Annotated in this window: 21 protein-coding genes and 1 pseudogene; 12 read left to right on the forward strand and 10 right to left on the reverse strand. The window is 56.6% G+C overall.

Going from position 1 to position 21,687, the window contains the following annotated elements; genetic code table 11:
- Positions 1-59: 59 nt before the first annotated feature.
- Complete coding sequence (locus NLK58_RS05855) at positions 60-1,067, reverse strand: hypothetical protein (protein WP_341582264.1); 1,008 nt, start codon at positions 1,065-1,067, stop codon at positions 60-62.
- Between the two features lie 127 nt (positions 1,068-1,194).
- Between NLK58_RS05855 and NLK58_RS05860 the strand changes: the two genes are divergently transcribed.
- The 5 genes and pseudogenes from NLK58_RS05860 to NLK58_RS20585 form a co-directional block, all read left to right on the forward strand.
- Positions 1,195-1,434: a type II toxin-antitoxin system prevent-host-death family antitoxin gene (locus NLK58_RS05860; protein ID WP_341582265.1), complete on the forward strand. Its 240-nt coding sequence runs from the start codon at positions 1,195-1,197 to the stop codon at positions 1,432-1,434.
- A gap of 1 nt (position 1,435) precedes the next feature.
- The gene (locus NLK58_RS05865) at positions 1,436-1,822 is read left to right on the forward strand and encodes a type II toxin-antitoxin system VapC family toxin (protein WP_341582266.1); all 387 of its coding nucleotides are present in this window, start codon (positions 1,436-1,438) and stop codon (positions 1,820-1,822) included.
- A 141-nt stretch (positions 1,823-1,963) separates the two neighbouring features.
- Positions 1,964-2,194 carry a DUF2281 domain-containing protein gene (locus NLK58_RS05870; RefSeq protein WP_341582267.1) on the forward strand — a complete coding sequence of 77 codons (231 nt, stop codon included), beginning with the start codon at positions 1,964-1,966 and terminating at the stop codon, positions 2,192-2,194.
- The gene (locus tag NLK58_RS05875; protein ID WP_341582268.1) at positions 2,194-2,541 is read left to right on the forward strand and encodes a type II toxin-antitoxin system PemK/MazF family toxin; all 348 of its coding nucleotides are present in this window, start codon (positions 2,194-2,196) and stop codon (positions 2,539-2,541) included. Before NLK58_RS05870 ends, NLK58_RS05875 begins: the two co-directional genes overlap by 1 nt.
- Positions 2,542-2,590: 49 nt before the next feature.
- A pseudogene (locus tag NLK58_RS20585) lies at positions 2,591-4,050 on the forward strand (hypothetical protein); the annotation flags it as partial.
- Between the two features lie 117 nt (positions 4,051-4,167).
- On the opposite strand, the gene NLK58_RS05890 reads toward NLK58_RS20585, so the two are convergent.
- The 6 genes from NLK58_RS05890 to NLK58_RS05915 form a co-directional block, all read right to left on the reverse strand.
- On the reverse strand, positions 4,168-4,443 hold the full coding sequence (locus tag NLK58_RS05890) for a type II toxin-antitoxin system ParD family antitoxin (RefSeq protein ID WP_341582271.1): 276 nt from the start codon (positions 4,441-4,443) through the stop codon (positions 4,168-4,170).
- A gap of 69 nt (positions 4,444-4,512) precedes the next feature.
- Entirely contained in the window at positions 4,513-4,851 is a 339-nt protein-coding gene (locus tag NLK58_RS05895) for a HepT-like ribonuclease domain-containing protein (RefSeq protein ID WP_341582272.1), read from the reverse strand.
- Complete coding sequence (locus NLK58_RS05900; RefSeq protein WP_341582273.1) at positions 4,841-5,164, reverse strand: nucleotidyltransferase domain-containing protein; 324 nt, start codon at positions 5,162-5,164, stop codon at positions 4,841-4,843. The genes NLK58_RS05895 and NLK58_RS05900 overlap by 11 nt, the downstream gene beginning before the upstream one ends.
- A gap of 94 nt (positions 5,165-5,258) precedes the next feature.
- A complete protein-coding gene (locus NLK58_RS05905) occupies positions 5,259-6,668 on the reverse strand; it encodes a plasmid pRiA4b ORF-3 family protein (protein WP_341582274.1) in 1,410 nt (469 codons plus the stop codon).
- Between the two features lie 80 nt (positions 6,669-6,748).
- Positions 6,749-7,153 (reverse strand): PIN domain-containing protein, encoded by a 405-nt coding sequence (locus NLK58_RS05910; RefSeq protein ID WP_117617671.1) that lies wholly within the window; start codon positions 7,151-7,153, stop codon positions 6,749-6,751.
- A complete protein-coding gene (locus NLK58_RS05915; RefSeq protein WP_162893689.1) occupies positions 7,140-7,385 on the reverse strand; it encodes a hypothetical protein in 246 nt (81 codons plus the stop codon). The genes NLK58_RS05910 and NLK58_RS05915 overlap by 14 nt, the downstream gene beginning before the upstream one ends.
- 205 nt (positions 7,386-7,590) lie before the next feature.
- Between NLK58_RS05915 and NLK58_RS05920 the strand changes: the two genes are divergently transcribed.
- Together NLK58_RS05920 and NLK58_RS05925 are read left to right on the forward strand one after the other, a co-directional pair.
- A complete protein-coding gene (locus NLK58_RS05920) occupies positions 7,591-9,591 on the forward strand; it encodes a tetratricopeptide repeat protein (protein ID WP_341582275.1) in 2,001 nt (666 codons plus the stop codon).
- A 117-nt stretch (positions 9,592-9,708) separates the two neighbouring features.
- Entirely contained in the window at positions 9,709-12,981 is a 3,273-nt protein-coding gene (locus tag NLK58_RS05925) for a DEAD/DEAH box helicase (RefSeq protein ID WP_341582276.1), read from the forward strand.
- Between the two features lie 36 nt (positions 12,982-13,017).
- Here the strand turns inward: NLK58_RS05925 and sbcB are convergent, their stop codons facing one another.
- Positions 13,018-14,463: an exodeoxyribonuclease I gene (sbcB, locus tag NLK58_RS05930; RefSeq protein ID WP_341582277.1), complete on the reverse strand. Its 1,446-nt coding sequence runs from the start codon at positions 14,461-14,463 to the stop codon at positions 13,018-13,020.
- Positions 14,464-14,512: 49 nt separating this feature from the next.
- A complete protein-coding gene (locus NLK58_RS05935; RefSeq protein WP_341582278.1) occupies positions 14,513-15,388 on the reverse strand; it encodes a hypothetical protein in 876 nt (291 codons plus the stop codon).
- A gap of 267 nt (positions 15,389-15,655) precedes the next feature.
- Between NLK58_RS05935 and NLK58_RS05940 the strand changes: the two genes are divergently transcribed.
- The 4 genes from NLK58_RS05940 (at position 15,656) to NLK58_RS05955 (ending at position 19,258) form a co-directional block, all read left to right on the forward strand.
- Entirely contained in the window at positions 15,656-16,684 is a 1,029-nt protein-coding gene (locus tag NLK58_RS05940) for a response regulator (protein WP_341582279.1), read from the forward strand.
- 3 nt (positions 16,685-16,687) lie between these two features.
- Positions 16,688-17,641 (forward strand): diguanylate cyclase, encoded by a 954-nt coding sequence (locus tag NLK58_RS05945; RefSeq protein WP_341582280.1) that lies wholly within the window; start codon positions 16,688-16,690, stop codon positions 17,639-17,641.
- Between the two features lie 133 nt (positions 17,642-17,774).
- A complete protein-coding gene (locus NLK58_RS05950) occupies positions 17,775-18,428 on the forward strand; it encodes a transposase (RefSeq protein ID WP_341582281.1) in 654 nt (217 codons plus the stop codon).
- 131 nt (positions 18,429-18,559) lie between these two features.
- Positions 18,560-19,258, forward strand: coding sequence for a Fic family protein (locus NLK58_RS05955; protein WP_303285408.1), 699 nt, complete (start codon positions 18,560-18,562; stop codon positions 19,256-19,258).
- A 77-nt stretch (positions 19,259-19,335) separates the two neighbouring features.
- Here the strand turns inward: NLK58_RS05955 and NLK58_RS05960 are convergent, their stop codons facing one another.
- The gene (locus NLK58_RS05960; RefSeq protein ID WP_303285409.1) at positions 19,336-19,704 is read right to left on the reverse strand and encodes a histone-like nucleoid-structuring protein, MvaT/MvaU family; all 369 of its coding nucleotides are present in this window, start codon (positions 19,702-19,704) and stop codon (positions 19,336-19,338) included.
- 481 nt (positions 19,705-20,185) lie between these two features.
- On the opposite strand from NLK58_RS05960, the gene NLK58_RS05965 reads away from it, so the two are divergent.
- The gene (locus tag NLK58_RS05965) at positions 20,186-21,682 is read left to right on the forward strand and encodes a DUF3375 domain-containing protein (RefSeq protein WP_341582282.1); all 1,497 of its coding nucleotides are present in this window, start codon (positions 20,186-20,188) and stop codon (positions 21,680-21,682) included.
- Positions 21,683-21,687 lie beyond the last annotated feature (5 nt).

Consider the following 21,687-nt stretch of genomic DNA (forward strand, 5'->3'; position numbering starts at 1 on the left):
AACTAAGACAAATTTCACCATAGAATGCATCGCCACGACTTTGGAGGTAGCTCCAAAACTTACATTCCAACAAACATCCCCTCAAACAACGCCGTCCGCCGCATCCTCTGCTCACCCTCATCCCGCAACCTTGCATGCTCCGGATCCAGCTCGATCAGGCCAAGAAGCTGGTACAGCGTCAACATTCTCGAGCGCAGCGCAGACCGTGCCTGCTCCTCATCGCTCATGTAGACCACCGGGTAGGCGGCAAGTGGCAGCCGGGGAAAGGCCTTGAGCATGTCCTCCAGGTAGTCGTCCACCGGGCGCCACTGTTCGCCTTTCTCGGACAGAAGCCAGAAGCAGAATGGTGCGGTGTACTGTATTTCATCCAGGCCATCGTAGTGGTCCATGGAAGCCCAGCTGAGCCGCGAGAACGCGGTCGAGAGCAGATCCCTGTAAACCATCAACCAGCCTTTTTTCTCCAGCCTGGCTTCCGCGGTTTTTTTGAGTGAAAGTACACCTTTCTGCTTTTTGGTGTAGCCGGCAATTTCCAGCAACACGCGGGTAAGGATCACCGCCAGCACGTGTTCTTCGGAGCGAATCGGTGAATATCGGGCCATCGGCGCCACCATGGATTCCCCGCCCGCTTCGACCATGGCCTTTACATGTTTGAGCGGCAGGTTGCCCTTGCCAGTCAGGCGAATGCCTTTGTTTTTCATGGCCTCCACCAGCACCCTGGCCATGCGGATGATCGGTGCCGTATCAAGCAGTTCATTCACCGATCCGGCATCGAAAAGTGGGTTGAAGACCGAGGGGCAGTTCAGCGGGTTTTGTAGCAATTCATGCACCTGGGCCGGGCTGAGCCCCTGAAAATCGCTGGCCGGGGGAGCGCCATGCTCAGGATCCTCGGGGAACCGGTCATCACGTTCGGCAAGATCCGCATTGATCTGCTCAAGATCGGCAAAGTCCGGGTCGAACCATTCGCCGCACCACTCGCGCACGGCGATGTGTTCGGGATGGGCCATATCTTCCATGGCGCCGGAAAGGGTCACTTTGAGCTGGTAGGAGGCTATGGGTTCGGTAGGCATGGGGCTTCCTGAGAGCTAAGCGGATTTCATCTGCTTCGCAGTTTACGTTCTGGTTGGTTTGTGTGGTAGTTCAACGGCCTTGTGAATGATAAACTAAGTTCAATTAGCTAAGCTCCTGGAGAGCACAATGGAATCCGTCAACATGCATGATGCGAAAACCCGCCTGTCGCAACTGGTTGCCCGTGCAGCCAAAGGTGAAGCCTTTATTATTGCAAAGGCGGGCAAACCCGCTGCCCGTTTAACCGCTTACGATTCCCCGGAAGAAGGCCAGCAAAAGAGAATCGGTTTCATGGCAGGCGAATTCACCGTGCCGGATGACTTCGACCGAATGGGTCAGGAGGAAATATTCGAGATGTTCGGAGGCTGACATGAACCTGCTTCTGGACACTCATATTATGCTCTGGGCGGCGGCTGAGCCCTCCAGGTTATCCCCCCAGGCGACGGCGCTGATCGGCGATAAAGATAACCGCCTGTATTTTAGTGCGGCCAGCCTTTGGGAAATCGTCCTCAAAAATGGTCTGGGCCGGCCGGACTTTCGAGTTGATCCCCATTTGCTGAGGCGCGGCCTTGTCGATAACGGCTATTGGGAATTGCCGATCACTTCGCAACACACACTTGCGGTAAGCCACCTTCCGGAAATACACAAGGATCCCTTCGATCGGATTCTGGTTGCTCAGGCAGAGACTGAAGGCTTCTTGCTAATAACCTCGGATGAGCTTGTGGCACGCTACCCGGGGCCTGTTCGGCTGATTTAATTGGAAGCCGAACCCGAGAAAGCGTCGAGAGGGTTGCTTTATCGAGGCTCATCCCAGTTTTGCATTGCCCACCTAAACACCCTGCCTAGGTTATGATAATTTAAGCTATGAACCGATCTAAAACCCCACGAGGCTTTTACTATGCAACTTGACGAACTAATCAGCATGGTCAGTCGTCTGCCACCCGCCAGGCAGCAGGAGGTCATCGATTTCGCCGCGTTTCTGGAGCAGCGATATGGTGATAACAGCAAGACAAAACAAGCCGAATGGACCGAAAAAGACTTCAAGACCATGAGCGTTGAGCAGGCCATTCGTGGCATTGAAGATGAGCCGAAACTTTACTCCGATAGCGACATCCGGGAGCGTTGGTAGTGAAGCGTGCTGGCGATATCGCTTTAATGCCTTTTCCATTCACTAATCTGGAAAATTCAAAAAAGCGGCCGGTCCTTCTTCTACGGAAGCTCGACAATAGCCATGACGACTGGCTGGTCTGCATGATTTCAAGCCAGCTTCGCCATTTCAATTCGGGCTTAGACTGGGTACTTACTCCCTCAGACTCTGGATTCAGCGAATCTGGCCTGAAAACATCTAGCGTGTTTCGACTCTCAAGGATAGCAGTGCTCGACGGCTCTCTTCTGATCGGCAAAATTGGAGAGATTCCGGATTCACGGCTTCAGGAACTCAAGCACCGTCTCGCAAAGTGGATTACCGAGGGCTAAGCATTTTGAGCTGAGCCCCCAAACTGGCACACCTTTCGCAATACCTCCCTTCTGTGGCGTTGCCCACTCCAAACGCTTGCAGGGGCAGTTTGATGTGGCCTACCTGCATTATCGCAAACTTCTGGAAACCGGGGCCGAGTGGGAGTCTGTGTACATCGGTATGCTGACCTGTGCCCAGCATCTGGAAGTCAACAAGGCGGATTCCGCCCTGGCCCAGGATGCCATTGCCCTGCTCCAGCGGGAGGGCTTGCCGCACCAGGAACTCGGCCGATTTGTCGGTGCGATCATTCATCAACAGTACGATCTGGATAACCCGGACGCGCAGATTCTCCTGGAAGCCGCCAGTGAAGATGAACTGCTGATCCTCGCCCTCCGGAAAACCCTGATGCCCAATCCGGCGGTGGAAGAGCTGGTCACGATGCTGCGCCGGGCGATTATTGCCGAAGTGGCGCAAACCGTTGAACTTCGGGACGAACTACAACGCCTGGCCCTGGCCATTGCTGAGTATGTGGACAGAACCGGCTACGCCCTGGCCGCTGAAGATGATGAAGAGCGGCTGGTTGCCGCCATCAATGACAGCATCCAGGCCCAGTTCGCCCTTGGCGAAGATCGGGATACACTGATCGGCTCCCTGATGATCAGCGCCATGTACGGCGCCCTCTTCCACCAGGATTTTGCTGTCCAGCTCGGCCAATGGAATCTCGTTGGTCACAGCTGGCCTGCCGCACAGAAAGCAGCCTGAAAACCCTGATGGCAACGGAGCTGGGGCTGCCCATCGACAACCTGCCTGCCACTCTTCGCATCATGGTCTGCGGCGCCCAGTCCGGCCAGCGCGCCATGGAACTGGCCAGTTACCTGGACGATGTGGAAGTGATCGCGGTGGACGAATCCCTGGCCAATATCGCCAAGGCAACCCGCGTCGCCAATGACATGGGCAGGGACAACATCGTGTTCTGGCCCTGGTCCATTGCCCAGCGTTTCGTGGCCGATGGCCATCAGGTGCACTGGATTGAAGTGGGCCGCCTGCCCTCACCGGCCATGACCAAGCTGTCCCTCGCGGCACTGGTGAACGAAGCCACTGGCTCCGGCGCCGTTGTTCACATGCACACGGCCGTTGCCGAGCAAACCAATGGTGACAAACAGGTCCGCAAACTGGTCGCCGAGCACCAACTCCAGCCCACCCGCCAGGCCCTGCGCCAGCTTCGCCGGATGGTTTTGGCCAACCGGAAGGATGCAACCTGGCAGGAACTGACGTCCGATGCCGGCTTCTACAGCCTCGGCGGTTGCCGGGACAGATGGTTCCGGCCCCAGGATACGGCCCAACTGAAAGAACTGATGGCGATGGTCAGCAACGAAGTGGAATGGAAGCTGGTCAAGGCCCGGGATATCGACGGCCACAGCCTGGCAACCGGCCCGGTTCAGAAGCAGATTCAGGCGGAGGCACTGGGGAGTGAGGTGCAAAGTCTGATGGGGCAGAGTTTGAGTGTTTATTTCCTGAAGCGGCGGTGATGTGAAGATGGGGTCAGATGAAAACGGAGGCAGGCCTGTAATTTTGAATGGTAACCATCAGCCTGCATTTCACCAAAGTTTTCCAATCCATGGAGGTAGATAGAGACAATATCTTCTTCAGCCTTCCTGCTGAGAATGTAATTCACCGGCCTCTCCATCCCCGGCTAAATGCTTTGCTGCAGCTCTGAGTTCATCCATTGAACGAGCCCCTTCTCCACTGGCAATTCCCGCCGAAACGAGAGCTTGTAACTGGTCGATTTTGTGTCGTCGGTCCTGATCTTTGCGGATCAGATCACGAACATAATCGCTGGTATTGGAATACCTACCGGATTCCGCCTGTTGCTCTGCCCAGGTTTTCATCGCATCGGGCAGGGATATATTCATTGTTGCCATGATCAAGCCCTCCATTGGCGAGATTATGGCAAAGTTTGACAAGGCCTGCATCAACACGGAATCGCAGAATTACAAATCCAGAATTAGGCCGACTTCTCTTGCGAGACCGCCAAGGTTCGATTCAACGACACCCCAGACTATTACTGGGTCCACTGTCGCATAGCCGTGGATAAGCACATTTCTAAACGCAATCATTTTCCGGCAATCAGTTATGGAATCAGCAAGTGCAGCATCCACTTTATGCAACTTCCCGATCGCCTCGCCAATTATTTCAAACTGCCTTTCCACTGCCGACTGCAGCATTTCATCTTCCAAATACTCTGACTGCGATTTACCGGCAACGAATCGCTGAATTTTCTCAGCCGCAACTTTTATGTCGTACACATATTTCAGTGCTTCACGCTGCATAGAGCGACTGCCTTTCTTCCATTACCGAATCGCGAAAATAGGGGTTGGTCAACGAGGCCGTGCTCACGAGGTCGACTGGCCGGCAAAACAGAGCCTCAAGCTCTTCCTTTAGCCCGAAGTAGGATTCGGCCACGGCTATAGCGGACAGCTCCGGGTTAAAAGTAACCAGAAAATCCAGGTCGCTTGATTCGGAAAAACGGCCGGTAACAGCGGATCCGAAGACGAAAAGGGCGTTCACATTGTGCTTGCGGCACAGATGATTCACCTCGCCTGATCGCTCTGTCAGGATATCTGGCAATTCGGAATTAGCCATTAACGCCCACTCCCTCGCTCCAATTGACTTAATAGTCTAACCCACCCTCTGGAGCCACTCCAATTGACGCCACCTCCTATGGCCGCGCCCGGAATTAAATTCTAACAAACAGCCCCTCAAACAACCCCGTCCGCCGCATCCTCTGCTCACCCTCATCCCGCAACCTTGCATGCTCCGGATCCAGCTCGATCAGGCCAAGAAGCTGGTACAGCGTCAACATTCTCGAGCGCAGCGCAGACCGTGCCTGCTCCTCATCGCTCATGTAGACCACCGGGTAGGCGGCAAGTGGCAGCCGGGGAAAGGCCTTGAGCATGTCCTCCAGGTAGTCGTCCACCGGGCGCCACTGCTCGCCTTTCTCGGACAGAAGCCAGAAGCAGAATGGTGCGGTGTACTGTATTTCATCCAGGCCATCGTAGTGGTCCATGGACGCCCAGCTGAGCCGCGTGAACGCCGTTGAGAGCAGATCCCTGTAGACCATCAACCAGCCTTTTTTCTCCAGCCTGGTTTCGGCAGTTTTCTTGAGGGAGAGCACGCCTTTCTGCTTTTTGGTGTAGCCGGCAATTTCCAGCAACACGCGGGTGAGAATCACGGCCAGAACGTGCTCCTCGGAGCGAATCGGAGAATATCTCGCCATCGGTGCCACAATCTCTTCTCCACCGGCCTCAATCATGGCCTTGACCTGTTTGAGAGGCAGGTTGCCTTTGCCGGTGAGGCGGATGCCCTTGCCTTTCATGGCCTCAACCAGAACTTTCGTCATCCGGATGACCGGCGCGGTGTCGAGTTCGCGGTTTACGGCTTCGGCATTGATCAGCGGCTTGAACACAGAGGGGCAATTCAGTGGGTTCTGCAGTAACTCATGAACCTGGCTGGGGCTAAGGCCGAAGAAGTCTCTGGCCGGCGGGATATCGGGTTCGGATTCGGTTTCGGAAAACAGGGCATCCCGCTCGGCGAGCGCCTGGTTGATGTCATCAAGATCCACAAACTCCGGCTCGAACCATTCGCCACCGATCCATTCGCGCACTGCCACATGCTCCGGGTGAGCGGCATCTTCCATGGCTTCCAGAAAGTCGTAGAATCCGGGCAAGCCACCGACATCCTCTGGCGGGCACTGGCGCACGGCTTTTATGCAGCGGGGCAACGGCTCACCCTGATCGCCGGGCAGGACCTTTTCAAGCCGTACCTCATGCTCCCAGCTGTCGCCGAAATCATAGTCATACGTCAGAGCCTGCCCCTCCTTGTTGAGCACAGCAGACACTGCCACCATGGTTTCATCCTGAAAATTCAGCATGCCATCGAAATCCTCCGCCGGATCACCAATCAACCGGTCATCACCCGCCTGAAACATATGCAGATGACAGGCCTGCCAGCCCATCGCCAACTGGATAATCCGGTGAAGATCCTGAAACGTGGTGTCCGGCGCAATCAGCAACCGGCGCCAGATCGGCGGCTGGGCGCCGAGAAGTGATACTTTGAGTTGGTAAGCTTTGTTGGTTGGCTGGGGCATAAGGGCTCCGATATTTTGGGCCAGACACCAGGACATTTGGCCGCGGTAAATGTTTTCGGGTCTGACCCAATTGCAAAAAGCTACAGCACGACAAGCTCCATGTTGGACTGACTAACAAACCGTGAAAATCCTTTGTCAAAAGTCAGGAGCTTTTCGCAGCCGCTGCGTTCTGCATGAATAAGGTGAACAAGATCATTTATGCTTTTACCCAAGCCGAGCTCCAACGCCATTTTCATGGCCCCGGCAACATCAACCTTCTCAATCGCGGGTGTAGAGAACTTTTGAAAATAGAGCAACAGATCTTTTTGAGCGGGAAGCTGTCCGAGCTTTGCCAAAACAAAAACCATCTCGGTCAGTACCAACGGTGAAATGGCGAATTGCTGCTTGAGTATGGCGTCTTCAATCAATTTCTCGGCGAGCTTTTGCTTATCAGAGTCCTGATTGATGATGGCGTAGACCAGCACATTGGTATCAAAAAACGTCATTGTTAATATCGTCCTCCATGGACTCAACCGCCATGTCCTTGGCTATTTCAGGTTTCTTCTCTCGCGTTGCCTGCAAGGTCCGGAATTCTGTGAGATCATCACTTGCCGTATGTGCTTGTGGAACTTCATCCACAAGAATAATTACCCGCGCATGCTTGTTAAGAAGGCTCTGCCACTCCTTCAACTCCAGATACTTGCCGGTAATATCGGCTTCAAATTCAATGGCGTACATAACTACCTCACTTAACTGTTCTGAACCCATTCTACTCTCAGGCTTCAGAAGATAACAGCCACACGGTCTTGGGGCCTGACCCCATTCATACGCCGCCTCCCAAACTGGCACACCTTTCGCACCACCTCCCCCAAAGCACGGCAAACCGTCAAAAAACTGCAGACCTTTGCCGCTCCGGATTGCGGCTGTTATCACGAGGTGTCCCATGCAAGCCAAGCATCAAGTCCAGGTATCCCAATCCCAACAGGCCCAGGTTGCCCGTCTGCTTCTGCAGGCCAACCTTGCCTACGGGGAGTCCAACAGCAACGGGCTCAGCCATATCCAGCGGCTGAAGACGCGGCAGGAATGCCGGGGATATCTGAACGAGGCGCTGGCTCTTGAGCCGGAGAACGCCGGCGCTCTGGGCCTGCTTGGGCGGGTGGAGATGGACGACGGGCAGCTTGAGAAAGCCCATACCCTGTTCAACGCCAGCCTGGATCATCAGCCGGGGCAGGCACAGCAGTATTGCAACCTGGGTTACTGGGCCCTGAAAACCGAACGCCCGGCGCTGGCGGAGCAGTATTTCCTGCAAGCCCTGGACTGCGACCGGCAATCCGCCGCCGCTTTCTGTGGCGTTGCCCACTCCAAACGCTTGCAGGGGCAGTTTGATGTGGCCTACCTGCATTACCGAAAGCTTCTGGAAACCGGGGCCGAGTGGGAGTCTGTGTACAGCGGTATGCTGACCTGTGCCCAGCATCTGGAAGTGAACAAAGCCGATTCAGCCCTCGCGCTGGATGCCATTGCCCTGCTCCAGCGGGAGGGCTTGCCGCACCAGGAACTTGGCCGGTTTGTCGGCGCGATCATTCATCAGCAATACGATCTGGATAACCCGGACGCGCAGATTCTCCTGGAAGCCGCCAGTGAGGATGAACTGCTGATCCTCGCCCTCCGGAAAACCCTGATGCCCAATCCTGCGGTGGAAGAGCTGGTTACCCTGCTGCGTCGGGCGATCATTGCCGAAGTGGCGCAAACCGTTGAACTTCGGGACGAGCTGCAGCGCCTGACACTGGCCATCGCTCAATACGCCGACAGAACCGGCTATGCCCTGGCAGTTGAAGACGATGAAGAACGGCTGGTTGCCGCCATCAATGACAGCATCCAGGCCCAGTTCGCCCTTGGCGACGAACAGGATACGCTGATCGGCTCCCTGATGATCAGCACCATGTACGGCGCTCTCTTCCACCAGCCGTTCGCGGTACAACTTGGCCAGTGGAACCTCATGGACTGGCCTCTGGCATTGCAGCCAGTTCTGGCCGCCAGCTATTACGACCGGGCCGAAGAAGAGGCGATCAAGCAGAACTTCGATGAGAAAGCCGAGGAACTCTGCCTGGATAAAACCGATGTGCCCCAGGCATGGCCTGCCTGGTCACAGCTGGCCTGCCGCACAGAAAGCAGCCTGAAAACCCTGATGGCAACGGAGCTGGGGCGGCGCATCGACAACCTGCCTGCCACTCTTCGCATCATGGTCTGCGGCGCCCAGTCCGGCCAGCGCGCCATGGAACTGGCCAGTTACCTGGACGATGTGGAAGTGATCGCGGTGGATGAATCTCTGGCCAACATCGCCAAAGCCACACGCATGGCCAACGAGATGGGTATGGACAACATCGTGTTCTGGCCCTGGTCCATTGCCCAGCGTTTCGTGGCCGATGGCCATCAGGTGCACTGGATTGAAGTGGGCCGCCTGCCCTCACCGGCCATGACCAAGCTGTCCCTCGCGGCACTGGTGAACGAAGCCACTGGCTCCGGCGCCGTTGTTCACATGCACACGGCCGTTGCCGAGCAAACCAATGGTGACAAACAGATGCGCAAACTGGTCGCCGAGCACCAACTCCAGCCCACCCGCCAGGCCCTGCGCCAGCTTCGCCGGATGGTTTTGGCCAACCGGAAGGATGCAACCTGGCAGGAACTGACGTCCGATGCCGGCTTCTACAGCCTCGGCGGTTGCCGGGACAGATGGTTCCGGCCCCAGGATACGGCCCAACTGAAAGAACTGATGGCGATGGTCAGCAACGAAGTGGAATGGAAGCTGGTCAAGGCCCGGGATATCGACGGCCACAGCCTGGCAACCGGCCCGGTTCAGAAGCAGATTCAGGCGGAGGCACTGGGGAGTGAGGTGCAGAGCCTGATGGGGCAAAATCTGAGTGTTTATTTCCAGCGCAGAAGATGAAGGGGCAGGCCGGCCGTCGCAGCACTACGGCCGGCCTTTCACCAATCCGGGCATTGAGCCGCACACAACTTTCGGTTAGCGTAGCCCCTCCTGATTCTGGCACTACCGCGGGAAACTATGCTGATCGACAACCACACCCTCACCAGGATTTTCGACACCAACACCCTGCAGCGGGGCAAGCGCTATTTTGCCGATAGCCGGGTACAGGGCCTGACTCTCGATATCGAAGGCATGAGCATTCAGGTGTTGCGGGCTAAGGTTATTGGCAGCCAGTTCCAGATCTACCGTACTGAGGTACGGTTTGATCGTTACATGCCCTACAGGATCGATACCTACTGCAGCTGCCCCGTGGGTTTTCAATGTAAACATGCCGCGGCGGTTATCCTGCAGGCCAATTACGAGCAGCCGCAGGGGGATGCGCAGAAGGCGGAAGGCCACCGGAACACGGCAACGGAACACACGGCGGAAACCTGGCTGGCGCGGCTTGCTTCTGCCGCGGATCCGGCCCCGAAGCCCGCCAGTCCCGAGTGTTTGGTGTACATCGTCACTGCGTACACCAGCCTGAAGCGCCTTTCGGTTTCGGTTCGGAAGGTCCGGCCCCGTAAATCCGGTGGTTACTCCAAGGGTTCCGTCAGCACGGTCTGGGGCCGGACCACACTGGAATATGATCGCCCCAAATACCTGCAGGACAGCGATATCGCGCCGCTTACCTGGCTGGAGGCCGCCCCCACATCCTATCGCTCCGAGCCCCTGCTGGAAGGAACGACCGGCGCCTATTTTCTGGAAGCGGCCATGAAAACCGGGCGCCTGTTCCTTGAGTCCGTCAGCAATCCACCACTGCAGCCCGGGGATGCCATCGAGACCGGTTATGAGTGGCAGCAATTGCCCGGCGACCAGCACTGGCAACTGGTGCCATGGGAGCTACCACCGCAGGTTGCGGTGCTCAACACCAACCCGCCGCTGTATCTGGATTCCGAAACGCACTGCATCGGGCCGGTTCACAGCGCCCTCTCGCCAGAAGTCAGCGATCTGCTGGAGCAATGCCCGCCTTTAACCGAAGAACAGCTGCAGGAAGCCCTGCCGGATCTGACACCGTTACTGGAGCAAGCCCGCGCCCCGCTTCCCGAGTCGTTCAGGGTGCCGGAAATGATCAAAGCCGACCCGCAGCCCATTTTGCAACTATACAGCGTGGATGATCCGTCGCCCGGCGCGCACACGCCCACACTGCTTGCGCGCCTGCAGTTTAACTACCGGGGCTACCAGGTTGCCTATGCCGAGCAGGAGCCCCGGCTCCTCCGGCAGGCACCGGAAGGCCCGGTACTGATCATCCGCGATGAAGACCAGGAGGCCGGCTTCCTGCACCACGGCCTGCCCGGCTTCCAGTTCGCCAGCATCCTTGCCGATCAACCGGGCGAGCATGCCCTGAACCAGTTACCCGGTTCCACCTTGCTGGATTTTACCCTGCCAACCCGGGAAGCCTGGCTCGATTTCATCGCCTATCAGCTGCCACAGCTCCATGCCGAGGGCTGGCAGATTGAAATGGATGAGAGCTTCAATCTGCCAGTGGTGGAGGCAGACCAGTTGCAGGGCAGCTTGCGCCCGGACGACGCGCAGGGCTGGTTTGAGGTTGAGCTGGGCATAAACTTCAACGGCACCAAAATTGACCTGATTCCCCTGTTGCACCAGGCTCTGGCCTATCTTCCCGGTCACATCGAAGGCAATCAGGAGAGTGCCGGTGATCTGCCGGAGACCCTCTGGCTGCACAATGGCGAAACCCTGATTCGAATCCCCTCCGAGCGGATCAAACCGCTGGTGCAAACACTCCTGAGCCTGTTTGGACAAGAAACCAACGGCAAATTCAGACTCCCCCGGCTCGACGCCGCGCAAATCATGGGCAGCACCCGGGCCGAGTGGGACAGCAGTGAAGAACTCAAGGCGCTGGGCAGAAAACTGACCAGTTTCCAGGCCCTGGAACACGTACTGCCGCCCAGCGAACTCAATGCCCGGCTACGCCATTACCAGCAGGATGGCCTGAACTGGCTGCAGTTTCTGCGGGAGTTTGGCCTTGGGGGCATACTGGCGGACGACATGGGCCTGGGTAAAACCCTGCAAACCCTGGCGTGCATTCAGGTTGAGAAGTCTGCCGGCCGGCTGAAAGCGCCTGCCCTGGTAGTCTGCCCAACAACCCTGATTGCAAACTGGCAATCGGAAGCGGAAAAGTTCGCACCGGAGCTGAAACTTCTGATCGTCCACGGCAGCCGCCGCAAACCACTGTTCGAACAGATTCCCGGGGCCGACCTGGTGATTACCAGCTATCCACTGCTACCCCGGGATATCGAACAGCACAAGGCGCAAACCTACAGCCTGGCCTTCTTTGACGAAGCCCAATACCTCAAGAATCCTGCTACCGCTCTGGCCAAAGCCACTCGCAAACTGCCGGCGGAAAACCGGATCGCCCTCACCGGCACCCCCATGGAAAACCACCTGGGCGAGCTCTGGGCCCTGTTTGATCTGATCCTGCCAGGGTATCTGAGCGACCAGAAGACGTTCCGTGATTACTACCGCAAGCCCATCGAAGAAAACGGTGACGCCAGCCGCCAGGCCGAACTCAGCCGCCGCGTGCGCCCGTTCATGCTAAGGCGCACCAAAGACCAGGTAACACCGGAACTGCCCCGGAAAACAGAAATCATCCGCCACGTGGAACTGAACCGGGAACAGCAGGACCTCTATGAAACCGTGCGCGCCAGCATGGACAAACGCATTCGCCAGCTCCTGGCCAGCAAAGGTGCTGCCCGCAGCCAGATCGAAATTCTCGATGCCCTGCTCAAGCTCCGCCAGATCTGCTGCCACCCGGCCCTGCTGAGCAGCGAAAGTAACGCCGGTTCCGCCAAGATGGATTACCTGCTGGAGATGATCAGCGAATTACTGGAAGAGGGCCGGCGGATCATTCTGTTCTCCCAGTTCACCAGCATGCTCGCGCTGATAGAAACAGCGCTGGAGTCTGCCGGCATCCGTTACGAAAAACTCACCGGCCAGACCCGGGACCGTGCCACCCCCGTTAAAAGCTTCCAGAACGGAGACAGTCCGGTTTTCCTGATCAGCCTGAAAGCCGGCGGCACCGGCCTCAACCTCACCGCCGCCGACTGCGTGATTCATTACGACCCCTGGTGGAATCCCGCCGTAGAGCAACAAGCCACCGACCGCGCCTGGCGAATCGGCCAGGACAAACCGGTATTCGTGTATCGCCTTATCAGCAAAGGAACGGTAGAGGAGCGCATTCACGCCCTGCAGGCCCGCAAGAGCCAGCTGGCCGATGGCCTCTATGGAAAACCCGACAGCTTTGCCTCGGCGCTGACTGCCGATGACATCACCGTGCTTTTCGAAAAATAAAAATGGGGTCAGATGAAAGTTCATCTGACCCCATTTTCAGATGTACGGAATCAAAGACTCCCCGTACAAATGCAGGTCCTCCAGCACCTGCCGCTTCTCCGGCGTCAATTCCGGATCCGCCGCCAGGCGCTGTAATTCCCGGGCGTAGGCCTCGAAAGATCGCCAGCCCTTCTTGGGATGCATCAACCGTTGACTACGGAACGCCTCCCAACGCTCGAGCTCTTCGCCCATCAAGGTGCCCGGGTAATTCCTTGCACGGTAACGGAACAGCAGTTCCCGCAGGCGGTCATCCTCAAAGCTGACCTCTAGCTCCCCCAGCGTTTCCACCGGCTGCTCCAGTACCCGGTTCAGCTTCTCCCGGTCGGTCTTGCTAATAAAGCCACCGGCGTAGAGCTGTTCGTCCGGGTCGGTGAGGTCGCTTTCGTGGGGCTGGTCAAAGGCTTCGGCAATCCTGCGCGGAAGGTCCGGCGCCTTGCGCAGCATGGCCAGATTGGCCCGCAGGGTTTCGCCATCCAGTTCCAGTTCGTCCAGCCGCGCCTGAGAAAGGGAGGAAAGCATGGTCGCCGGCGCCAGCACCGGGCATTTGTTCAGCTGCACGCCTTTCAGCGGAAAGCGGCTCACGCCCTCCCCCAGTCCCGCCCGGGAAGTAAACACCCGCTCACGAATCTGCTCAGGGGTGGCGTTGATCAGCTCGCTGGGGTCTTCCCGCAGGTCGTAGACAATCACCAGGTTCTTGTTGGTGGGGTGGTCTGCCACCGGAGCAACCAGGGCACAGCATCCACGGGTCGCCGGGTACTTGGCGGATATGTGGAACACCGGCTTCATGGTGGCGGTGTCGAGCATGGCCCGGGCGGAGTGCTTGTCCTTGTTCTGCAGCACGAAATCAAACAGCCTGGGTTGCTTTTCCTTGATCAGCTTTGCAACGGCAATGGTCGCCTCCACATCCGACATGGCATCGTGGGCGGCTTCATGGGTGATCCCGTTGGCGACTGTCAGCGCCTCGAGTTTGAAACTAGGGCTGCCGTCTTCCTTGCGGGGCCAGTTGATGCCTTCCGGGCGCAGGGCGTAGGTCAGCCGCACCATATCGATGATGTCCCAGCGGGAATTGCCATTCTGCCATTCACGGGCGTAGGGATCGCGCAGGTTCCGGTACAGGGTGTGGCGGGTGACTTCGTCGTCGAAGCGCAGGCTGTTGTAGCCCACCACGCAGGTTCCGGGCTGGCTGAAGGCTTCGTTGATCCGGGCGATGAACTGGGCCTCGGGGAGCCCGTCTTCCAGCGCTTTTTGCGGGGTAATACCGGTAATCAGGCAGGCTTCCGGTGATGGCAGGTAATCGTCCGCCGGCTTGCAGTAAAGCACCAGCGGATCCTCGATGATGTTCAGATCCGCATCCGTCCGCACACCGGCAAACTGGGAAGGCCTGTCATGAACCGGATCTACACCGAAGGTTTCGTAATCGTGCCAGTAAAAAGAGCGGATCAAGGGACTAAACTCCTGCCAAATAAATTTCGGACTGGCGGGAGTTTAGCATCTAGAACAGCCGGGTACCCATATCCTCCCGGTGGGTCTGCAGTCGCGGCACGCCCTGATTGATCAGCTGGCTCATATCCACCTTCATGCTCGTGGGCAGATTGATAAACACGCCCTTGCCGGCATTGATTACGTTCGTGCCATCCGGGCTTTGCCACTCAACACCTTCTCGCTGGAAACCGATAAAGAAGTCGCTGGTGAAGCCGGTCGTGCCATCCGCGCTTTCCTGGCCCACAAACAGCGACTGCAATTGGGTCAGCGGCGCACAGTTGATGCCCTGAGCGCAATCGGCCGAACCATCGTTTATACCAATGTAACTGGCCCGATAGTTGGTGGCCTGAGAATTCTGGTCGAATAAGGTGGCGTCAAATTCGGTACCGCTATCATCAACAAGCTTAAGCCCGATATCGCCACTGAAACTGCTGGTCAGTGAAGAGACAGATCCCCTCGCCTGCCCGAACCCCATGCGGAATCCGGAGAGCCTGCCCTCGGCGGGATCTTCCGCCAGCTCGATGTAGGGCTGGAACGCTTCAAAAGGCACCGTGTCACCGGCATTGTAGGCGCGACCGTTATACTGAACGCCGTCATTACGGGCAATGTGCCCCAGGGCCACGTGCTGCGCCGCGAAGTCCACTCCGCCGTCGATCTCACCGGCTTTCACATCGTCCACATTCATCCGGGTTTCCACGTCCATGCTCAGCGTCATCCGCGTGAACTGGTGGGGATCTCCCGGTATGTTTTCAATCTGAATAAAGCCCTGCCCGGTCACCTCACCCATTGTTTCGTCTGAAATGGGCTTCAGCTCGGCCTGGGCAACGGGCGCAATACCCAGGCAGAACAGGGTGACGGCAGCGTATCCATACGCCTGCTGTCTCATATAATTGCGTCTCTGAAAAACCATTATTATTTTATGTGCCGACGACACACTATAAACAAGGCAGACCGGCCAATAGAGTGAGCAGGTTCACAATCGCCGTTTACAATTCAGTAATACTCGGCCAAGTTTGAATACAGTCACAAAACCTTTGGTTTAATATGCTTACAACACCTTACCTACGGTTACGAACGCTGTAGCAAACGTGTACATAACAACCACTACTGATATACTTTCGCCCCTTATGATCAACCCTCAACGGCTTCCTCAATGACCACCCGCATACTGATCTGCGACGACTCCGCCCTTGCCAGAAAACAAATGGCCCGGGCCCTGCCGGAGGGGTTGCGGGGGGATGTCAGTTACGCAAAAGACGGCGTGGAAGCCCTTGAGAAATTACGACGGCATGAGGCAGAGCTGATGTTCCTGGATCTGAACATGCCGGAAATGGACGGTTACCAGGTGCTGGAACAGGTCCGCGAGGAAGACCTGCCGGTCATGACCATCGTGGTTTCCGGCGATATCCAGCCCCAAGCCCGGGAGCGGGTGAAAAAACTCGGCGCCATCGATTTCATCAAAAAGCCCACCGAGACGGGCATCCTGCTCAGCCTACTGGTGGATTACGGGGTTTACCGCCCCGGAGACCTCGAAGACGCCGCACTGCAGGATGCCACCCTGAAGAATACAGGCAGCGCCAACCCGGAGATTTCCGTTTCCCTGAATGACTATCTGCAGGAAATCTCCAACGTTGCCATGGGGCGCTCCTCCGATCTGCTGGCCCGCCTGCTGAAGGTGTTTGTGAAGCAGCCCATTCCCAAGGTGGCCTTCCTCGCCAATTCCGAACTGCACATGGCGATTTCCTCGGTCAGCAACAGCAACACTTACTCCGCCGTATGCCAGGGCTTTACCGGGGCCGGCATTGCCGGAGAGGCACTTCTGTTGTTTGCGGATGCCAGCTTCAGGGAAATGGCGGAGATGCTGCACTACGAAAACCTTGAAGGCGAAGCCGTCAACATCGAAGTGTTGATGGACATGTCCAGCATCCTGTTCGGAGCCTTCCTCAAAGGCATCGGCGACCAGCTGGATCTGAAGCTCGGCCTGGGCCACCCCACTGTACTGGGCCAGCACCGGCAGATCACCGAACTCCTGGAGCACCACAGCACCCGGGAAGAACAACTGCTGTGCATCGAAATCTGCTACACCCTGGAAGACCGGGATATCGAATGCGACATGCTGATCCTCCTCACCGGCGATTCAGTACCTTTTCTCGAAGATCGCCTGCAATATCTGGTGGACTGACCGATGGCCATTAACGACTTTGAAGCCAACTCCTTTCACTGGCTGGTGGACATGCTGGAATCCGTGGAGGTGGGCCTGGTAGTGCTGGATCTCGATTTCCGGGTGCAGGCCTGGAACGGCTTCATGGAGAACCACAGCGGCATCACCGCCAGCAAAATCCGCAACCAGGTGTTGTTTGACGTATTCCCGGATATCCCCCAAGCCTGGCTCGCCCGCAAGGTGGACGCCGTTGCCCTGCTGAACACCCGGGCCTTCACCTCCTGGGAGCAGCGGCCCTACCTGTTCCGGTTCCGTAACACCCGGCCAATTACCGGCACCGAAGAGTACATGTTCCAGAACCTCACCATCAGCCCCCTCTCCGGGGTTACCGGGCAAGTCGAGAAAGTCTGCCTGATGGTGTATGACGTTACCGATGTTGCCAGCAGCAAGCGCGCCCTGGAACGCGCCAACGAACAACTGGCCAAACTCAGCATGACCGACCGCCTCACCGGCCTGCTCAACCGCGGCACCTGGGAAAACCTGGTGGATGCCGAGTTCGAGCGCTTCCGCCGCTACGGCCACACCACCAGCCTGGTGATGTTCGACATAGACCACTTCAAACCCGTCAACGACACCCACGGCCACCTGGCCGGCGACGAAGTAATCAGACACACCGCGGGCATAACCCGCGCCAACATCCGCCAATCCGACAGCGCCGGCCGATACGGCGGCGAAGAATTCGGCATCATACTGCCGGAAACCGACGCCGAAGGGGCACGGATCATCTGCGAGCGGATTCGCGAACACATTGAACAGAGCGTGGTCGAAACCAGCGTGGCGCCGATTCGCTATACCATCAGCATTGGCATTGCCCAGTTAACGGATGAACCCGAGAACTATATGCAGTGGATGCAAAAAGCGGACGAGGCCTTATATGTGGCCAAGGAAGGAGGACGGAATCGGGTAGTGGTGTCTTAAAATGGGGTCAGATGAACTTTCATCTGACCCCATTTTCATCTGACCCCCGAGTTCGTGCGCTGCGTCATGGTAGACAAGGCAGCCGTACGATAAGGTTCCAGCCTCAACCAAACGATCACAAGGATGTGGTGTTATGCCCAGAACAACAAGATTCTGCCCTCCCGGCGTTCCCCAACACGTTATCCAAAGAGGAAACAACCGCCAGCCAACCTTCAAAGGGCGTGTAGATTTTGCGTTCTACTGTCGTCTGATGGAGCAATATGCCGAAGAACATGGTGTTGCCTTGCATGGCTGGGTACTGATGACAAACCATGTACACCTGCTGGCAACTCCTTCAACAGAGAGAAGTCTGTCAGACTATATGCAGTCAATTGGCCGGCGTTACGTGCGCTACTTCAACCGTCGCCATGACAGAACCGGCGGCCTTTGGGAAGGACGATTTCGATCCTGCCTGATTGACTCAGAAAATTACCTGCTTGGCTGTCAGCGCTATATCGAGATGAACCCGGTCAGCGCAGGAATGGTCAGCAACCCAGAAGATTACTGGTGGTCAAGTTATCAGTGCCATGCGCTCGGAAAAACCAGCGGAATGCACAGCCCCCACCCGCTTTACCAGGCTCTCGGCAACGACCAATCGGAACGCCAACGGCGGTATCGCCAACTGTTTGCCAAACCCATGCCCGACTTTCTCAAAGATCAAATCCGAAAAACGGTAAAAAGCGGCAAAACGCTCGGCTCGATCGAGTTTAAAAGCCAGCTCAAGGCCAAGTACGGCATATCCGACTGAAGACGGATTGGGGTCAGATGAAAATGGGGTCAGATGAACTTTTCATCTGACCCCATTTTCATCTGACCCCGAATTCGCCTTACCTCGCTGCTATAATGTCGCACACACTTTAAACCGGATCCGGAATCAATATGACCGCAGTTGCTGACACCTACTGGCAAATGCCGCCTAACCAGGGTAGAGCACTAATGATTGCGCAGAAAGAGGTGTCGGTCTTTGTCTATGACGCCGTGCGCCTGGAAGGCCTCAACTTTACGCTGCCGGAGATACAAACATTACTGCAGGGCATTACGGTAGGCGGCCACAAGTTGAGTGATCAGCAAATTGCCATCAACCAGAGTGAAACCTGGAAAGCGCTGTTTCAAAGGATCCGGGAACGCCAGTTCCAACTGACCAAAGAGTGTGCCACAAGCCTGCATGCCATCGCTGCAAAAGAGGAGGCGCTGGAATGGGGGTGCTTTCGTTCAGGATCTGTGCTCATAGCTGGCACTGATTATGAACCTCCGGCCGCGGAAAAGCTTCCGGCTCTATTCGATGAAATGAAAGACAGTCTGGATGAAATCAACGACATCTACGACCAGGCCATTCATATATTCCTGACCATGGCCCGATGCCAGTTTTTTTACGATGCGAACAAACGGATGGGCCGATTCATGATGAACGGCCATCTACTGAACAACGGATATCCGGCGATTAATATACCCGCGTCAAGGCAGCTGGAGTTTAACGAGTTAATGCTTGAGCTCTACGAATCCGGTGAAGAAGCGCCAATGAACCGGTTTGTTCGAAGCTGCCTTAGCGATAAAATTGTCCGGATAATGAAAGAGTGAAGTTTGGGGTCAGATGAAAATGGGGTCAGATGAAAAGTTCATCTGACCCCATTTTCATCTGACCCCGATTTACGCCGTTAGTCCTGCTGCCAGCTCTGCACAGCTTCCTTACCATGCTTCTGACGCCATTCATTCAAGGTCTTGTGATTGCCACCCCGGGTTTTAACCACTTCACCGGTATGCGGGTTCTTGTAGGTTTTCACCGGGCGCTTCGGGCGACTGCCAGCTGTTGAATCGGCCTTACCACCGGCCACAGAGGGATCAATTGCAGAAAGGATCTGAAGTACATCCTTCGGTGACTTGCCATGCTTCTTCATCAAATCACGAACCTTGTCTTCAAACTCCAGCTCACCTTTCAGTGCCTGGTCTTTTTCAAGCTGTTCCAACTCTGAAGCAAGCTTTTCCATAAGCTGTTTTTTCTGGTAGTAATCGTTAATCTTTGCCATGGAATTAAAACCTTATTCAAACAGGGGGTTTAAAAACTAAATTGGGGTTGACCAAAATTCAACAACAATAGTAAACAAAACAATGCATCCTGGCAAAATTATTTATTTACAAAGCCTTAACAATGAGCCAGATCAATTTCAGCAGCTTCTGAAAAGCTTCCTGTACAAATAGTGTGCTTACAGCCTCATACAAAGAAAAAACACTCTGCGAATCAAATAAAACACCCTTGCCTTTCAAACAGGCCAGTACCCCCGCGAGTATTGAACGGCTCATTGGCAATCAGGCATTAGTACGAGACAGAGTGCCTCGGCTCATCGTGGCAGAACAGGAAGCCGTACTATAAATCAACCGGGAAACCTTCCGATGCTTCTGGCTGGCCTGTCGGGCCGCTACAGGATAGAGTATCCATGGTAGAAGGCAGAACTGAACCAGCCACTACCAACGCGAAGTCAATCGGCCCAGACATCACCAAGTACCACCATGGATGAAAGCACCCATCTGCGCACCCAGTCCTACCTGGTGGCACGCCACCAGCACCCGGCCTGGAAACTGCTTTCCGCTACCCGGGGACCACTGGTTCTGAGCTGTCTGCATGCATTGCTGGAGCAGAACCGGGAGGAAATCCTTTTTGAGGATGCCCAGCAGATGCTGACGGACATCCTGCTCCAGCATGCCAACAGCGACGACCTGGAGCTGTCCACCGACGACCCGGCTGGCGATGCCCGGCGGGAGCTTCGGTCCTGGATCCGCCGGGGCCTGATCATCGAAAGAAACGGCCGGCTGATTGCCACCGACGCTCTGCAAAAGGCCCTGGCCTTTGCAGAGGGGCTTGATAACCGCATCATGACCTCCACCGCATCCCGCCTGGCCACCGTTCAGCGGGAAATCGAAAACCTGGAAACCCGCCTGAACCCCGATGCCCGCAGCCGCGCGGATCACATTCGTCGCAAGATCAAAGATCTGGAGCACGAACTGGCCGAAGTGGAAGCCGGCCGTTTCCAGGTACTGCAAGGTGGTGAGGCCGCCGAAGGCATTCGTGAGGTCTACAACCTGGCCATCAGCCTGCGGGCGGACTTCCGTCGCGTGGAAGACTCTTATCGCGACGCCGACCGACGCCTGCGCCAGTCTATCGTCAGCGAACAACATCACCGTGGCGAGATTGTCGACCGCTTGCTCGACGGCCACGACACTCTGCTGGAAACCTCCGAGGGCAAGGTCTTCCACGGCTTCCATGAACAACTGGGGCGGTCCACGGAGCTGGACAACATGAAACAGCGGCTGCGTACCATTCTGCGCCACCCGGCCACCCGCCATGCCCTCTCCCGTCAGCAACAGGACGATTTACGCTGGCTGGTTATTCGTCTGATTCAAGAGTCCGCCACCGTCATCAAGGCCCGGGCCCGCAGTGAGCGGGACGTCAAGGGCTTCCTCAAGACCGGGCTGGCGGCAGAAAACCATCGGGTGGGTGAGCTACTGAACGGCATCCTCAATACGGCACTGCAGATTGACTGGTCCAGCCATCGGGTCCGCAAGAGTGACACACCGCTGCCCCCGGTGGCCGTTGCAACCTCCGGCCTGCCCCTGATGGAGCGGCTGAGATTCAAGTCCGCCATCGAGGAACAGGCCCGGGGCCTGGAACTGGCGGAGCAGAACGTCAATCTCGAAGAGGTGGACGAGGAATTCTGGCGTGCCTTCGACGGGCTCGACAGGGAGGCCCTGTTCCAGCAAACCGCAGAACTGCTCAAGGTGACTGATCGGCCCATGAGCATTGCCGATCTGGCCAGCCACCTGCCGCCTACCCACGACCTGGAAACGGTCGCGCTTTGGCTGGCCATGGCCCGGGAGGCGGAGGTGACTATTTCCGAAGACCGCGAAGCTGTGGATATCACCGACAGCAACGGCCAGAAACTGCGTTTCCAGGTACCGAAACTGGCACTCACCAGGGACGACGCACACTCTATCGACTGGGAGCTATAACACAG

It is taken from the genome of Marinobacter metalliresistant, from assembly GCF_038098645.1.
Classification (GTDB): Bacteria; Pseudomonadota; Gammaproteobacteria; order Pseudomonadales; family Oleiphilaceae; genus Marinobacter; species Marinobacter metalliresistant.

Coding starts and splice junctions, on each gene's coding strand:
- NLK58_RS05855 (WP_341582264.1), bottom strand. CDS start 1,067: ATGCCTACCGAACCCATAGCCTCCTACCAGCTCAAAGTGACCCTTTCC.
- NLK58_RS05860 (WP_341582265.1), top strand. CDS start 1,195: ATGGAATCCGTCAACATGCATGATGCGAAAACCCGCCTGTCGCAACTG.
- NLK58_RS05865 (WP_341582266.1), top strand. CDS start 1,436: ATGAACCTGCTTCTGGACACTCATATTATGCTCTGGGCGGCGGCTGAG.
- NLK58_RS05870 (WP_341582267.1), top strand. CDS start 1,964: ATGCAACTTGACGAACTAATCAGCATGGTCAGTCGTCTGCCACCCGCC.
- NLK58_RS05890 (WP_341582271.1), bottom strand. CDS start 4,443: ATGGCAACAATGAATATATCCCTGCCCGATGCGATGAAAACCTGGGCA.
- NLK58_RS05895 (WP_341582272.1), bottom strand. CDS start 4,851: ATGCAGCGTGAAGCACTGAAATATGTGTACGACATAAAAGTTGCGGCT.
- NLK58_RS05900 (WP_341582273.1), bottom strand. CDS start 5,164: ATGGCTAATTCCGAATTGCCAGATATCCTGACAGAGCGATCAGGCGAG.
- NLK58_RS05905 (WP_341582274.1), bottom strand. CDS start 6,668: ATGCCCCAGCCAACCAACAAAGCTTACCAACTCAAAGTATCACTTCTC.
- NLK58_RS05910 (WP_117617671.1), bottom strand. CDS start 7,153: ATGACGTTTTTTGATACCAATGTGCTGGTCTACGCCATCATCAATCAG.
- NLK58_RS05915 (WP_162893689.1), bottom strand. CDS start 7,385: ATGTACGCCATTGAATTTGAAGCCGATATTACCGGCAAGTATCTGGAG.
- NLK58_RS05920 (WP_341582275.1), top strand. CDS start 7,591: ATGCAAGCCAAGCATCAAGTCCAGGTATCCCAATCCCAACAGGCCCAG.
- NLK58_RS05925 (WP_341582276.1), top strand. CDS start 9,709: ATGCTGATCGACAACCACACCCTCACCAGGATTTTCGACACCAACACC.
- NLK58_RS05935 (WP_341582278.1), bottom strand. CDS start 15,388: ATGAGACAGCAGGCGTATGGATACGCTGCCGTCACCCTGTTCTGCCTG.
- NLK58_RS05940 (WP_341582279.1), top strand. CDS start 15,656: ATGACCACCCGCATACTGATCTGCGACGACTCCGCCCTTGCCAGAAAA.
- NLK58_RS05945 (WP_341582280.1), top strand. CDS start 16,688: ATGGCCATTAACGACTTTGAAGCCAACTCCTTTCACTGGCTGGTGGAC.
- NLK58_RS05950 (WP_341582281.1), top strand. CDS start 17,775: ATGCCCAGAACAACAAGATTCTGCCCTCCCGGCGTTCCCCAACACGTT.
- NLK58_RS05955 (WP_303285408.1), top strand. CDS start 18,560: ATGACCGCAGTTGCTGACACCTACTGGCAAATGCCGCCTAACCAGGGT.
- NLK58_RS05960 (WP_303285409.1), bottom strand. CDS start 19,704: ATGGCAAAGATTAACGATTACTACCAGAAAAAACAGCTTATGGAAAAG.
- NLK58_RS05965 (WP_341582282.1), top strand. CDS start 20,186: ATGGATGAAAGCACCCATCTGCGCACCCAGTCCTACCTGGTGGCACGC.